This is a genomic window from Chryseobacterium sp. CFS15 (genome assembly GCF_031118795.1).
GTDB lineage: Bacteria > Bacteroidota > Bacteroidia > Flavobacteriales > Weeksellaceae > Chryseobacterium > Chryseobacterium indoltheticum.
In genome coordinates this window covers 149,519-164,315 of record NZ_JAVHYL010000003.1, presented here as the reverse complement: position 1 = coordinate 164,315, position 14,797 = coordinate 149,519, and the positions used below count along the sequence as shown (strand labels likewise).

14 protein-coding genes are annotated in these 14,797 nt (G+C 35.0%); 2 read left to right on the top strand and 12 right to left on the bottom strand.

Going from position 1 to position 14,797, the window contains the following annotated elements:
- Positions 1–33 precede the first annotated feature (33 nt).
- From acs to OH814_RS05865, 12 genes are all read right to left on the bottom strand, one after another.
- Complete coding sequence (gene acs, locus OH814_RS05915) at positions 34–1,941, bottom strand: acetate--CoA ligase (protein WP_308827506.1); 1,908 nt, start codon at positions 1,939–1,941, stop codon at positions 34–36.
- A 142-nt stretch (positions 1,942–2,083) separates the two neighbouring features.
- On the bottom strand, positions 2,084–2,536 hold the full coding sequence (locus tag OH814_RS05910; protein WP_201134666.1) for a GNAT family N-acetyltransferase: 453 nt from the start codon (positions 2,534–2,536) through the stop codon (positions 2,084–2,086).
- Complete coding sequence (locus tag OH814_RS05905; RefSeq protein ID WP_308827505.1) at positions 2,536–4,437, bottom strand: AMP-binding protein; 1,902 nt, start codon at positions 4,435–4,437, stop codon at positions 2,536–2,538. The genes OH814_RS05910 and OH814_RS05905 overlap by 1 nt, the downstream gene beginning before the upstream one ends.
- A 203-nt stretch (positions 4,438–4,640) precedes the next feature.
- Positions 4,641–5,003, bottom strand: a complete 363-nt coding sequence (locus OH814_RS05900) for a response regulator transcription factor (protein ID WP_201134664.1) — start codon at positions 5,001–5,003, stop codon at positions 4,641–4,643.
- 175 nt (positions 5,004–5,178) lie between these two features.
- Positions 5,179–5,442, bottom strand: coding sequence for a transposase (locus OH814_RS05895; protein WP_374990557.1), 264 nt, complete (start codon positions 5,440–5,442; stop codon positions 5,179–5,181).
- Positions 5,408–5,587 carry a transposase gene (locus OH814_RS20620; protein ID WP_374990556.1) on the bottom strand — a complete coding sequence of 60 codons (180 nt, stop codon included), beginning with the start codon at positions 5,585–5,587 and terminating at the stop codon, positions 5,408–5,410. The genes OH814_RS05895 and OH814_RS20620 overlap by 35 nt, the downstream gene beginning before the upstream one ends.
- An 80-nt stretch (positions 5,588–5,667) precedes the next feature.
- Positions 5,668–8,367 carry an ATP-binding protein gene (locus tag OH814_RS05890; protein WP_374990561.1) on the bottom strand — a complete coding sequence of 900 codons (2,700 nt, stop codon included), beginning with the start codon at positions 8,365–8,367 and terminating at the stop codon, positions 5,668–5,670.
- A complete protein-coding gene (locus OH814_RS05885) occupies positions 8,360–8,554 on the bottom strand; it encodes a hypothetical protein (protein ID WP_123885316.1) in 195 nt (64 codons plus the stop codon). Before OH814_RS05885 ends, OH814_RS05890 begins: the two co-directional genes overlap by 8 nt.
- Before the next feature lie 236 nt (positions 8,555–8,790).
- Positions 8,791–9,015 (bottom strand): DUF6814 family protein, encoded by a 225-nt coding sequence (locus OH814_RS05880; RefSeq protein ID WP_201134663.1) that lies wholly within the window; start codon positions 9,013–9,015, stop codon positions 8,791–8,793.
- A gap of 44 nt (positions 9,016–9,059) precedes the next feature.
- Complete coding sequence (locus OH814_RS05875; protein ID WP_308827503.1) at positions 9,060–10,640, bottom strand: MFS transporter; 1,581 nt, start codon at positions 10,638–10,640, stop codon at positions 9,060–9,062.
- Positions 10,641–10,686: 46 nt separating this feature from the next.
- The gene (locus OH814_RS05870; RefSeq protein WP_308827502.1) at positions 10,687–12,066 is read right to left on the bottom strand and encodes a porin; all 1,380 of its coding nucleotides are present in this window, start codon (positions 12,064–12,066) and stop codon (positions 10,687–10,689) included.
- Between the two features lie 226 nt (positions 12,067–12,292).
- Positions 12,293–12,709, bottom strand: a complete 417-nt coding sequence (locus tag OH814_RS05865; protein ID WP_123885312.1) for a helix-turn-helix domain-containing protein — start codon at positions 12,707–12,709, stop codon at positions 12,293–12,295.
- A gap of 158 nt (positions 12,710–12,867) precedes the next feature.
- Here OH814_RS05865 and OH814_RS05860 point away from each other — a divergent pair, with 158 nt between their 5' ends.
- Both OH814_RS05860 and argG read left to right on the top strand, forming a co-directional pair.
- Positions 12,868–13,467, top strand: a complete 600-nt coding sequence (locus tag OH814_RS05860; protein ID WP_308827501.1) for a GNAT family N-acetyltransferase — start codon at positions 12,868–12,870, stop codon at positions 13,465–13,467.
- Positions 13,439–14,626: an argininosuccinate synthase gene (argG, locus tag OH814_RS05855; RefSeq protein ID WP_308827500.1), complete on the top strand. Its 1,188-nt coding sequence runs from the start codon at positions 13,439–13,441 to the stop codon at positions 14,624–14,626. Before OH814_RS05860 ends, argG begins: the two co-directional genes overlap by 29 nt.
- Positions 14,627–14,797 lie beyond the last annotated feature (171 nt).

Here is a 14,797-nt window from a genome sequence, read left to right as displayed (position 1 = left end):
TTACAGAGTTTAATACGTTTATAAATTTTTAATCTAAATTCTTTCATTTTTAATCTCTTCAACAATTTCAGGGTTTAATAGAGTAGAAGTATCTCCGAAATTACTGAAATCTCCTTCTGCAATTTTTCTTAAAATTCTACGCATAATTTTACCCGAACGTGTTTTTGGAAGCCCTGAAACAAACTGAATTTTATCCAGTTTTGCAATCGGACCGATTTGATCAGAAATTAATTGATTGATTTCTTTGACCAGATTTTCCTGCTTTCTGTCTGATCCTGAATCTTTTAAAATCACAAAACCGTATAAAGCACTTCCTTTGATGTCGTGTGGGAAACCAACAATCGCAGATTCTGCCACCGCTGGATGCTCGTTGATGCTGTCTTCAATCGGTGCAGTCCCTAAATTATGTCCGGAAACAATCACCACATCATCTACACGACCCGTAATTCTGTAATATCCTACTTCATCCCTCAAAGCGCCGTCACCAGTGAAATATTTTCCAGGAAAAGCTGAGAAATAGGTCTCTTTGTATCTTTGATGATCACCCCAGATTGTTCTCGCAATTCCCGGCCATGGAAAACGAATGCATAGATTTCCTGTCACCTGATTTCCCGTAATCTCATTGCGTTTATCATCCATCAAAACAGGTTGAATTCCCGGTAATGGAAGTGTTGCATAAGTTGGTTTTGTTGGCGTAACGAACGGGATAGGAGAGATCATGATTCCTCCGGTTTCAGTTTGCCACCAAGTATCGACAATCGGACATTTTTTTCTTCCGACATGATCGTTAAACCAATGCCAGGCTTCGTCATTAATAGGCTCTCCAACAGATCCAATTACCCGTAATGAGCTTAAATCATGTTTGTCAACCCATTCTGTGCTTTCTTTTGCTAAAGAACGAATGGCAGTGGGAGCGGTGTAAAACTGAGTTACTTTATGTTTTTCAATCACATCCCAGAATCTATCCGGCTCGGGATACGTTGGAACTCCTTCAAAAATAACGGTTGTAGCGCCGTTTAGTAGCGGTCCGTAAAGAATATAAGAGTGACCGGTAATCCAGCCAATATCTGCAGTACACCAGTAAATATCATTTTCCTGATAATTAAAAACATTTTTGAAGGTGTACGCCGAATATACCATGTAACCGGCAGAAGTGTGAAGCATCCCTTTCGGTTTTCCTGTAGAGCCTGAAGTATACAAAATAAATAAAGGATCTTCTGCATCCATAATTACCGTGACGAAATCTGCAGAGGATTTTTCATACAAATCTTCCATCCAGAAATCTCTGCCTTCTTTCATTTTAATTTCGTTGTGAGTACGCTTTACAACTAAAGTTTTCTCTACAGTCGGGCATTTTTCTAAAGCTTCATCAATAATTGATTTTAAATCTAAAACTTTGCTTCCTCTGTAGCTTCCGTCTGAAGTAATCAACATTTTTGCGCCACAGTCATTCACTCTCGAAACCACTGCAGATGCCGAAAATCCTGCAAAAATTACAGAATGAACTGCTCCTAATTTTGCGCAGGCCAACATCGTCACTGCCAGTTCAGGAATCATTGGAAGGTAAATGCAAACTCTGTCTCCCTTTTCAATGCCCATTTCACGCAGAATATTCGCGGTTTTATTGACTTTTGTATACAAGTCGTTGTAAGAAATATGTTGCGCCTCTTCTTTTGGATCATTCGGCTCCCAAATGATAGCAGTTTTTTCTCCCCTTACCGATAAATGTCTGTCGAGGCAATTTTTGGTGATATTTAATTTAGCATCTTTAAACCATGTGATTTTTGCCTCATTCATATCATATTTTACCACTTTGCTCCATCTTTGGTACCATACAAAATTTTGGTCAGCTACTTTATCCCAGAATTTTTTCGGATTTTTTATAGACTTTTTGTACTCTTCAAAATAATGCGGTAAATCTTCTATCACGTAATTTCTCATACTTTTTATTTTTAGAAATTATTTATTTAATTTTTTTGTTTGAATTTATATTTTTTGTTTTACGAAAGGTTCGCAAAGATTTTGTTTTAAAAAAAAATTTCGTTCTCAATGCGTTTTGCTCAGCAATGGTCGATTTAAGAAATTATAATTTCAGTTCCATAATAGGTAGAAATCTGTCTTTAATTGATGTTTCAATTTCTCCGATTTTTACAAACCCGAAACTTTCATAAAATTTCTGTGCATTCGGATCGGCGTCCAGAATTATTCTTTGGGCTTCACTTTTTTTTATTTTTAAAATGAAATCATTCATTAATAATTTACCATAACCTTTTCCTATATTTTCAGGTGACACAAACAGATTATCTAATCTCACGCTATTTTTTTCAATTTCAAAATAAGAATAATAAGCAACGATTGATTGGTTGATAATTAATTTATACACTTCATTATTTTGAATATATTCCTCAGTGATGGTTAGCAAATCTGACCACTTTCTCATCTGTTCATCAGAATATCCCCAATATGCCTTCGACTTTTTTGTAATATCAGTTAAAACTCTGTAGTCATGGGTATTTGCTTTAATAATTTCTATCATCACATTTCATTTTGATTACCTCTATATTGCTGAATTTTATCTTTCAATTCATCAATAATCTTTTCATCATCAATCGTCGACGGAATCTGAAATTCTTTTCCATCAATAATCGTTCTGATCAATTTTCTTAAAATTTTCCCGGATCTTGTTTTAGGAAGTCTTTTTACGACCATCACGCTTTTCAAAAAAGCAACAGCGCCTATTTTTTCTCTCACTTTCAGAATGATTTCCTTTTCAATATTTTCTTCTGAAATTTCTGAGCCGTTTTTTAAAACCACCGTTGCGAAAGGAACTTGTCCACGCAGATCATCATCAATTCCTACAACGGCGCATTCGGCAACATCGGGATGGGAAGAAACAATTTCCTCCATTTCGGAAGTGGAAAGTCGATGCCCTGCCACATTGATGACATCATCTACACGTCCTGTGATGAAAATATAACCGTCTTCATCTTTTATAGCACCGTCTCCCGAAAAATAATAACCTTTATATTGTGATAAATAGCTTTTTTCAAAACGTTCATAATCGTTCCAAACTCCTAAAAGAGCACCTGGAGGAAGTGGGAGTTTGATGACTAAATAACCTTCTTTATGCTCATCCAGTTCATAACCGTTTTCATCAAAAATTTTAATATCATATCCGGGAATTGGTTTTCCGGCAGCTGCTCTTTTAATTTTATGATCATCATTAAAAGTCATTAAACCCAACATCGGCCAGCCAGATTCAGTTTGCCACCAATGATCGATTGCGGGAACTCCGATATGTTTTTCGAACCAGTCTAAAGTGGCAACGTCGCATCTTTCTCCAGCCAGAAACTGTTTTTTGAAATGGCTTAAATCATACTTTTTAACTAATTCGCCGTTCGGATCTTCTTTTTTAATAGCTCTAAGTGCGGTTGGAGCTGTAAACATCGCAGAAACTTTATATTCTGAAATAATCCTCCAAAAAGTTCCCGCATCGGGAGTCATAATTGGTTTTCCTTCAAAAATAATTGTTGTGTTTCTATTAATTAAAGGTCCGTAAACACTGTAACTGTGACCAACTGCCCAACCAAAATCGGAAGCTGCCCAAAAAGCTTCTCCCGGTTCAATTCCATAAATATATTTCATTGAAAACTTCAAAGCGGTTGCGTAACCTCCGGTGTCTCTTGTAATTCCTTTTGGCTTTCCGGTTGTTCCTGAAGTGTATAATAAATACAAAGGATGATTGGATTCTACAGAAACACAATCTGAAGGTTCTGATACTGAAACCAATTCTTCATAATCGATAATTCCTTCGAACATTTCATCTGTATTGTCGACTAATTTTCTGTTGAAAACGATGATGTTTTCGACTTTATCCTGTGCCAATTCAATCGCTTTTTCTACTAAAGGTAAATAAGGAATTCTTTTGGCAATTTCAATTCCGGCGGTTGCGGTAATTAAGGCTTTTGGTTTACAATCATCAATTCTTACAACCAATTCGTGCGGCGCAAAACCTCCAAAAACAACATTGTGAATCACTCCGATTCTCGCACAGGCCAACATTGCAAAAAGTGTCTGCGGAATCATTGGCATGTAAATTACCGCTGTATCGCCTTTTTTTAAACCTAAAGAGATCAATCCACCCGCCAATTTCGAAATTTCTTCTTTAGCCTGATTGAAAGTATATTTTTTCTTTTGATTGGTCACCGGAGAATCATAAATAATCGCAATTTCTTCTCCGAAACCGTCTTCAATATGCTTATCAATACAGAGGTAAGACATGTTGAGTTTTCCATCTGCAAACCATTGAGTGTAGTTGTTTTCGTCTTTAGAAATAATTTGATTCGGAAACTCAAACCATGAAATTTCCTGCGCCTGTTCTTTCCAAAACTGCTCTTTATTTTCTATGCTTTGTCTAAAAAGTCTATCAATATCCATATTAATTTTTGTGTTTTAGATTATTGCTTCATCTGTCATTGCGAGAAGCGAAGCGACGAAGCAATCTCTTAATCATCTTAACTTCTTAACTCAATCTCGACGGTTTAAATTTAATTTAGATTCGTCCACTCAATTTCATTTCATTCAGAATGACAATTTTGCGTAATTTTTTGGTCTTTCATCTTTGTTCTTTCATCTAAAATCTATTCAAACATTTCCTCAATCTGCTGAATCAATTTTTTAATAGAATAAGGTTTTGTCACGTACGCATCAGCTCCCATTTCAATTCCTTTTTCTATATCTTTAGGATTGTTTTTTGCACTTAGAAAAAGAACTTTTGTATTGTTTAAAGCTTTATTTTTTTTAATTTCTTCTAAAGTGCTGTAGCCGTCAAGATTCGGCATCATGATATCCAATAAAATAACGTCAGGAACAAGTGTTTTCAAAAATTCTAAAACCTCAGTTCCGTCTCTGGCGATAAATACTTCGTAACCAATTTTGCGGAAACTGTATTCCAAAGACATTAATATTTTGTGTTCGTCATCTGCAATTAATATTTTCTTCATTTTTGTACTTCGTTAAGGTTCAACTTCATTGTTTTTTATATTTTTTGAGAACCCGAAGGGTTCAATCTTAATAGCCGTAGGTGAAAACCTATGGAATACAGATCGTAATTCGTATTAAACCAACCGATAAGGGTTGAATAAATTTATGTTCATTCGAATGATTCGATTCCATGGTCTAATAAAGCATTTTAAACTCATCTTCAAACGTTTCTGTTTTATGATGTTCCTTTTGATTTTTTATATAGTTTATAATTCTTTCCTTATCTCTTATTGAGCTGGTAAATGCTCCGTAACCTTCCTGCCATCCCGCAAATGCTGGAAACAAGCCTGATTCTTTCATCCATAAGTTTGTCGCAACTTTGATATCTCTTACCAAATTACTGAGATTTATGTTTGGATGGAGGTCACAAAAAATATGAATGTGGGTCTGGCATTCCATTAATTCTATATAATTTACATTTTTTATTGTTTAAAACACTCCAAATATATTTGTAAAGTTGTGTTTCGTTCTTTTCATTAATTGTTGGTTTTCTATATTTTGTTCCGAAAACAATATGATAGAATATTTGTCTGTATGTTCCCATTTGTGTTTGTTTTAAAATTGAACCCTGTCGGGTTCTGATTGTGTTGAATTTTCCATAGGTTTCACCTACGACTATTTTTGTTAAACCGTGTCGGGTTCATCATTTTGGATGTTATTCTGCTTTGTTAAAAGAATAGTAAAAGTCACCCCCAATCCGCTGTTTTCTGCTTTTATAGTTCCGTTATGGGCTTCGACAATTCTTTTAGATATTGCTAATCCGAGGCCGCTTCCGGTTGGTTTTATAATGTTCTGATTTTTAGACTGGTAAAATTTATCGAAAATGACCTCCAAATCTTCTTCCGGAATATTTTTTCCGGTATTAAATATTTTGATAGTTAAAAAATGATCTTTTTCTGAAAATTTAGTTTGAATAGTGCCTTGTTCATCAGTAAATTTCAAAGCATTTCCTAAGATATTCTGAAACAGTTGGATGAATCTTGGTTCATCATATTTAAAAAGATGATTCTTTAATAAATCAACTTCACTTACATGAATAAATTTCTGCTGAATTAAATGTAAAATCGGGTTTAAAGCTTTTTTGTAAGTATCAATAATAGTATTTTCCTGAATATGTAAAGCAATTTCTCCGTGCTGAAGTTTGTCTAGATAAAGAATATCATTGATAATTTCGCTTAAACGGTCAGATTCTGTGATGATATTGTTTAAAAATTCTTTTTTAATCTTTAAAGGAATATCGTCATCATCTGCTAAAATTTCTCCCGCTGAACGAATGGCTGTAATTGGCGTTCTCAATTCATGTGCGACAGAATCTAGAAAATCATCTTTCTGACGGTCTTTTACAATTAGATTTTCATTAGCTGCGCTCAGGTCGTTTGAAAGTTGTTTTAGTTCTTCAGATTTTTCAGTCAGTTTTTTATTTAATGTGATGTTTTCTTTGGATTCTTCCAGAATATTTAAAACTTCTTTCAAAGATATTTTATCTTCTTTCGTTACTCCTTCAATTAAAATTTTCGCAGAAGCTGTACCGATTCTGCCTGCCAAAAGGTTTTCAGAGAATTTAATGAATCTTGAATCGGCGGTTTCCGTCTGAGAATCGATATTGTATTTAATATTGAAAATCCGCATTGCTTGTTCGGTTTTCTTTTTGCCTAAAAAACGTTCCAGAATATTTTTGATATCAGAAACATAAGCGGTTCCTCTCCAGATAAAAGCATTTTCGTGATTTTGAATGTACTTATCGATGTCAACATATAATTCAGCAAAATTACGCTCACGGTAATTTCCTTTCATGCTTACAGAAAGTATTGTAAATAAACCTGTATTGACTAAAATAGACCAAAAGAAAATTTCAGGGATTCTACTTAAATAGGGAATGCTGAAGAAGTCGAAAACATCATACATGTCGCGTAAAACTCCTTTTATTTCTGAATTATAAGAAAAGTAATATTGTGGAATAATCAATCCGAAATAACAGATGATTAATCCGGCAAAAAGCCCAGTTATCGCACCTTTATAGCTTCCTCTTCGCCAAAATATTGCCCCGAAAAATGCAGGCGCCAGTTGTGCAATAATGACAAATGAAATTAAACCAACTGAATCTAACGAAGTTTTTAGAATGAAATATTTATAGAAAGCAAAAGCGACGATAATCAATCCGAAAATCGAAAATTTACGAATGTTGGTAATGTTTCTGGTGTTTTGAATTTCATTTTCAGCTTTAAATTTTCCTAATAAACCGTATGGAATAATTAAATTGTTTGAAAGCATGATCGACAAAGTAATCGCCGAGATAATGATCATCGAAATACACGAACTCAAACCTCCCAGGAACACCAAAACAGTAATTAAAGTATTATCAAAATGTTGCGGAATGAGGATAGAGTAGAACTCGGGATTTACGTTTTGATCTTGAAAAATCAATCTTCCGCCCCATGCGATTGGAAAGATGAAAATAGTAAATATCAAAAGATACAGCGGGAAAAACCAGATTGCTGTTTTGATATGTTTTTCCTGTCTATTTTCGACAATTGCAGTGTGAAATTGTCTGGGTAAAATACAAATTGCTGTTCCGGAAATCATACACAAAACCATCCAATTCATGGCGCCTTCAATTCCGTTAAACGTATTTTTAGCTTTAAAATCCGAGAATTTACTCGCTTTTTGATACAGGTCTGAAAATCCGTCAAACGCATAATAAATCACAAATAATCCTAAGATAATGATGAAAAATAATTTAAGAAAGCTTTCCAAAGCGATTGCGGAAATTATTCCTAAACGTTTTTCGGAAGCATCAACATATTTTGTTCCGTAATAGGATGAAAATACAGCGATTAGTACAACCACAAAAGTTCCGCTGTCTGTCAAAATGTTTTTAGAGATTGCTGTTTCTGTTACTAAATGAAACGTTTCAGAAATCGCTTTAATCTGCAGTCCAATATAAGGAATGATTGCAAAAAGACAAACTAAAGTGATAATGGCGCTGAAACTTCTGCTGTTTCCGTATCGCAAAGAAATAAAATCTGCAAGACTGCTTATCTTATTAACTCTTGAGATTCTTACAATTCTTGTGTTAATGTATATCCAGGCCGGAATCACCATGATTGGACCAATGTAAATGGGTAAATAATTAAGACCGCTTGTCGCTGCAACACCAATACTTCCATAATACGTCCATGCAGTGCAATACACTGCGAGAGACAATGCATATATGTAAGGGTTATTAATCCAAACTTTGCTCTTCTTCTTTTCTGCCAAATGAGCAACTAAGAATAAAAGTGCGAGGTAAATAAGAACAACGATAAATAATGCGAAACTACTCATCATATTTTTTTATGATTACAAAAGAAATAATGATGGAAATCATCCAGACTGCGAACAGGTAAACAAGAATCATCGGGTAACCGAAAATTTCCCTTTCGCTGTTAAAAAGCAATGAAACAGGAATACTGAAAGCGATAAGTAAACCTACGCTTAGAATAATCAGTTTTTGTTCGTGTCGCTTTTTCATAATTCATGAATGATAATTGATGAATGATTCGAATCTTTTAATATTATTGATTTCGAATGAGATTTAAATAAAAGTTTTCTTTTCCCCAGCCCTAAAGGGAGAAAAACCTCTATTTAGAATTGACTAAATTACTCCCTTTAGAGTCGGGGTACATAATTTTAGTCAATTTTTATTAAAAAACGATAATTGATGAATAGACCGGAATCATTCATCAATTATCAAATATTATTTATAATTTACTTCTCGTCAGAATATTCTCCTATCAAGGAATAATATCCGAAGATTGCCATTCCGCCTGTGACAATCGGTACCAACACAAAAAGTATGATGATTCCGAATACAAGGTCTTCCTGTTTTCCTGATGCGATTTTTGGGATGCCCATCACCGTTATTCCGAAGTAGGCAACGATTAAGGCAACCAAAATCCATACAATGCCTAATATTTTTTTTAATCCGTTCATTTTAGTAGATTTAAAATTAATAAATTTTTAAGTGATTATCCCTATTAATCGTGGATATTGTTGTTCTTATTTTTTAGATAAATCAATCCGATGACTAAACAGACTGCGGCAACGCCGATTGGATACCAAAGTCCTTCAAGATACCACGTTGCGTGTCCTGCATCTTTTCCGGAAGTTACGAGATATGTGGCCACTGCGGGAAGCAATCCTCCAAAAACCCCGTTACCAATGTGATATGGTAAAGACATCGAAGTGTAACGAATTCTAACAGGGAACATTTCAACTAAAAATGCTGCAATCGGACCGTAAACCATCGTTACGAAAATAACCTGAATAAACACCAAGAACACTAAATACCACCTTGTGTCGTCGTTCAAAGTAATTGCTGTGGAAACTTTCGGCTCTTCAGCTTTTCCATCTTTTATTACCGGACCTGCCGCAGACCAATGAACAATACTGTCTTTTTTGATTAAAGTTCCGTCCGTGAAAGCGGTTTCTTTGTGGAAAGTAATTACGCTGTCTGATGCAATAGTTTTATGAATCGCTGCAACTCTTGTTTCTTTAATACCATCACTTGCAACAGTTTTTGCTTCAATGTTTACACTTTTATACATGGCGTCGTAGATTGGTCTATACGCTAAAATCGCCACCAGCATTCCGGTCATCATAATTGCTTTTCGACCAATTTTATCTGAAAGCCAACCGAAAAATACAAAGAAAGGTGTTCCCATCAATAATGCTGTTGCCATTAGATAATCGACCTGCATCGAATTGATATTCATTACTTTTTGTAGGAAACTCATTGCATAGAATTGTCCGGTGTACCAGATTACACCTTGTCCCATCGCAGCTCCGAATAATGCCAATAACACAAATTTGAAGTTGAACTTATTTCCGAAACTTTCTTTTAAAGGGTTTTTTGAAGTTTTTCCTTCACTCTTAGCTTTTGCAAAAAGCGGAGATTCCTTCATATTCTTTCTGATGAAATAAGAAACTCCAACCATTAGAATCGAAATCCAGAACGGAACTCTCCATCCCCAAGAATCAAAGTCTTCAGCAGAAAGTGTATTTTTTGTAATCAAAATAACGATTAAAGAAATGAAAAGTCCTGCTGTCGCAGTGGTTTGAATCCAAGAGGTCCAGTAACCTCTTCTGTGTGGCTGTGAATATTCTGCAACATAGGTTGCTGCTCCGCCGTATTCTCCACCTAAAGCTAAACCTTGTAAAAGTCTTAAAATTAGAACTAAAACCGGTGCCAAATATCCTATGGTTTCATATCCTGGAATACATCCAATAAGAAATGTAGAGAATCCCATGATTAATAAAGTAACGAGAAAAGTGTACTTTCTTCCGATAATATCTCCCAATCTTCCGAAAAATAAAGCTCCGAAAGGTCTTACTACAAATCCTGCTGCAAAAGTTGCCAATGTAGATAAAAATGCTGCGGTAGGATTATCTGCCGGGAAGAATTTTGTCGCTAAAACGACAGCTAAGCTTCCGAAAATATAGAAATCATACCATTCTATCAAAGTTCCGAGAGACGATGCAGTGATGACGCTCCAGATGGTGCGGTTTTTCTGCTTATCTGTCATATTTTCGTAAGCATCGTGGTGTTGTTCGCTCATATCACTAGATTTTTTTTGTTTAAATAATTATAATGGAAATTAATTTTTATAGATAAATCTGAAGTTGTAAAATAAACTCTCCTTTAGATTTAGGGCTTTCTGTAGGGCTTGTGTAAACAGGTCTCGTTGAATATTGCGTTGTAATTTTTGCATGATGACCGTCTAAAAACCAGTTGGCTCCCACATCAAATTGCGAAGATGGTTTGTCGAATGCTTCAAAATCTTTGTAAGTATATGCTGCAAAAGGCTGAATTCTGACTTTTGGCTTCTCTGCCTGATTAGGTAATAATAAACCTGCCTGAGCATAAACTACATTTCCTGTTCCAATCATCGGTTGAAGATTTCCGGATCCAGCTAAAGCTCTTTGTCCGACAAAATTCGGATCGTTGGCTGCGATGTTCATTGTTCCTAAATTTCTAACGTAATTGGGTCCGAAATTATAATTGAAATATCCTGCATAAGCAGAAACTGCCATTTTGTTTTTTGCTTCACCTAAAGGAATATCCGCAAAAGCATCTACAGAAAGTAGAGTGATGTCATGTTTTTCAATGTTTGAATTGACTGAGGTTCTTGTTCCTTCGGCTTGATGATAAAAACCTGCACCAACATTGAAAACTTTTTTAGTTCCTAAATAAGAACCTACTTTGAAAGGAAGAAGATTAGATTCTGTATCTAAAAATTGGTATTCAAAATAACCCGCTTTAGACCAGTTCGGGTTTCCGTTGTTGTCAACTGCAACTTCATTTCCTGAAATTAAAGTATTTGGAGGAGTTAGATCTGTTGCGAATGGCTTGTTTAAACTCATTCGGTATTCAAATTTTCCATATTTACCTTTTGCGAAAACTCCCATTTGTCTCGCAAACTGATCAGAATTGTCAATCAAAGGCCAGCTGAAAATAGGTGAGTCGACCGTAAGGAAGTTTAATGTTGAAGCCATTGTCATGCGGGAAAGACCCATATAATAATGAAGTCCGCCACCCAAAGTTAAACTGAATTTTCCTGCTTCACCGGGCATTACGACTGCATATTCGTTCCATACATCGTGAAAGAAAAGTTGAGGTTTTTTACCATTTCCGTAGCCACCTGTTCCGGTTGTTCCGGTTGCACCGCCATTAATGAATGTCTGATTATTCATTCCGAAGTGCGCTAAAATCATATAACGCTTGGTTACTTGTGCGTAAGCCAAAATACGAGCTCTTCGGTTTCCTAAATTCCAGGTATTATCAGTAGGTTCATTTCCAACCATACTTCCGGGATTCATGTCTGTGTTCCTGATCCAGAACTGATCCCATAAAATAAATCGCACATACTTATCTCCTTCAGGATTTAAATTTATTTTTAAACCATTTCCATAATCAGGAGAACCTTGAGCGTATATAGAACTGCTAATTAAAGCTAATCCAATAAAACTTAATATTTTCTTCATAAATTATTAATTTTTTGGCTGTTATTTTGTGAAAGCCAAATTGTAATTAATAATTTAGTTATAAAAATTTAATATATATTTATGCTTAGTATATAGTTATAAGTTATAAATGGTGAATTATGAGTTTGAAATTCTTCTTTTTTTTTGAAATAAATTATTGATAATCAATAAATTGGTTTTTTTTAAAACTCATAACTTATAATTAATAACTCATCATTCAGAAAAATTATTTCTTAAATCGTTCCCATTTAATCAGCATGTATTTATCCGCAAATTGGGTAATAATTAAACCTGAATCTTTGATGTTTTCTTCTTTGGCAATATATTCAATCAATTCATTTTGTTTCAAAATCTTATAAACCGGATGGAAATCTGAATGAGGAGGCCTTGTAATATTATATTTCTTGATCCATGAACTTACTGTTACATGAGAAACTCCAATAATTCGCTCTATTTCACGGAAACTCAATCCTTCAAGGTAAAGCTGAAGAGCTTTTGTGACATAATAATCATCAATTTTTTTACCTAATTTTTTAACAGTGAAATAGTAATTGCAATGCTTGCAGTGAAATCTTTGCTTTTCATTAATGATTCCACTTTTTACGACTTTATCACTTTTACATTTTGGACATTGAGTTTCCATATATAGTATTTTAGCAAATATATAACAAGTTAGCAAATGTTTAAAATTAATTAAAGATAATTTTACCTGTGAATATTAATTAAACAATAAAATTATCTTTTTTATTTGGTTTTTAAAGTTATTATGTTTTAAATTTGCCAAAAAATTCAGATAAATAAATGGAAATAGAAATTTCCTCATGCGAACATTTAATGTATGTGAGTGAAATACAGCAGGAAATGTATGATTCTGCACAGCGACGAGGAACGGGGATCGCAAAACGTTCCATAGAATATTTAAGTAAAAAGATTTCAGAAGGTAACGCAGTTGTGGCTACTGAGAATGGGGAATGGGTAGGTTTCTGCTACATCGAAACTTGGTCGCATGGTCAGTTTGTGGCTAACTCAGGATTAATTGTTTCTCCAAAATTCAGGCATGGAGGGATTGCAACCTTAATCAAAGATAGAGTGTTTGCATTGTCAAGGGAGAAATTTCCCAATGCGAAAATATTTGGCTTGACAACAGGTCTTGCTGTGATGAAAATCAATAGTGATTTAGGATACAAGCCAGTAATTTATTCTGAATTGACACAAGATGAAGAATTCTGGAATGGTTGTAAGAACTGTGTGAATTATGAAATTTTAATGAAAAAAGAACGAAAAAACTGTCTTTGTACTGCAATGCTTTTCGTTCCTGAAAATAATAAAGTAAATGAGGTTGTAAATAATCAACCCGAAAATCAATATCAAAATGAGCAAGAAAGTAATCTTAGCGTTTAGCGGAGGTTTAGATACCTCTTACTGTGCCAAATATTTGAGTGAAACACTTGGATATGAAATATATGCAGTAACTGTAAATACCGGAGGTTTTTCTAAAGAAGAGGAAAAAGAATTGGAGAAAAAAGCCTTTAATCTTGGGGTGAAAGAATACAGGTGCGTTGATGCTCAGGAAGATTATTACAATTCTTGCGTAAAATATTTGATCTTTGGAAATGTCTTGAAAAACAATACGTATCCATTGTCTGTAAGTGCTGAACGTACGATTCAGGCACAGGAAATTGCAAAATTTGCTATTGAAGTTGGAGCTGATGCAATTGCTCACGGAAGCACAGGTGCAGGGAATGACCAGGTTCGTTTCGATTTGATTTTCCAGGTGATGTGTCCGAATGTAGAAATTATTACGCCAATTCGTGATATGTCTTTATCTCGTGAAGAAGAAATTGAGTTTTTGAAAAGCCACGGCTACGAAAAAGAGTTCCAAAAGGCGCAATATTCTGTGAATAAAGGACTTTGGGGAACTTCAGTCGGTGGAAAAGAAACCTTGACTTCAAGAAATTATCTTCCCGAAGATGCGTTTCCTTCTCAAATTAAAGAAACTCAGCCTTCAGAATTGGAAATTGAGTTCAAAAATGGTGAAGTTGTAGCCGTGAACGGAGAGAACTTTGAACACTCGGTGTATGCGATTCAAAAGATTGAAAAATTAGCTTCTGCGTACGGAATTGGTCGCGATATTCACGTTGGAGATACGATTGTCGGAATTAAAGGAAGAGTTGGTTTTGAAGCGGCGGCGGCGTCCGTGATTATTAAGGCGCACCATTTATTAGAAAAACATACGCTTTCAAAATACCAGCAGATGATGAAATCCCAACTATCAGATTGGTACGGAAACTGGCTTCACGAAGCGCTTTTCTTAGACCCTGTGATGAGAAATATCGAGTCTTTCTTAGATGATTCTCAGAAAACAGTTAGCGGAAAAGTTTTTGTAACGCTTCATCCATACAGATTTATCTTAAATGGAATTGAATCTAAGCATGATTTAATGTCTGATAAATTCGGAAGCTATGGCGAAGCAAACAGAGCTTGGACGGGTGAAGATGTGAAAGGCTACACGAAAATCGTAAGCAATTCTTTAAATATATATCATCAGATAAATAAATAGGATTTGGGCAGCTTTATCCGCCTGTAGTTTATCCTGAGCTTGTTGAAGGGCTCCCAATCTTTTGCTCGTCGTTCCTCCTCACAAAAGGATTTCCGCTCAAGTCGGGCTGCGTGCAATTCAATGTTTAAAAATGAACTCGATGGGTTCAATAATAATAGCCTCAGGTGCAAC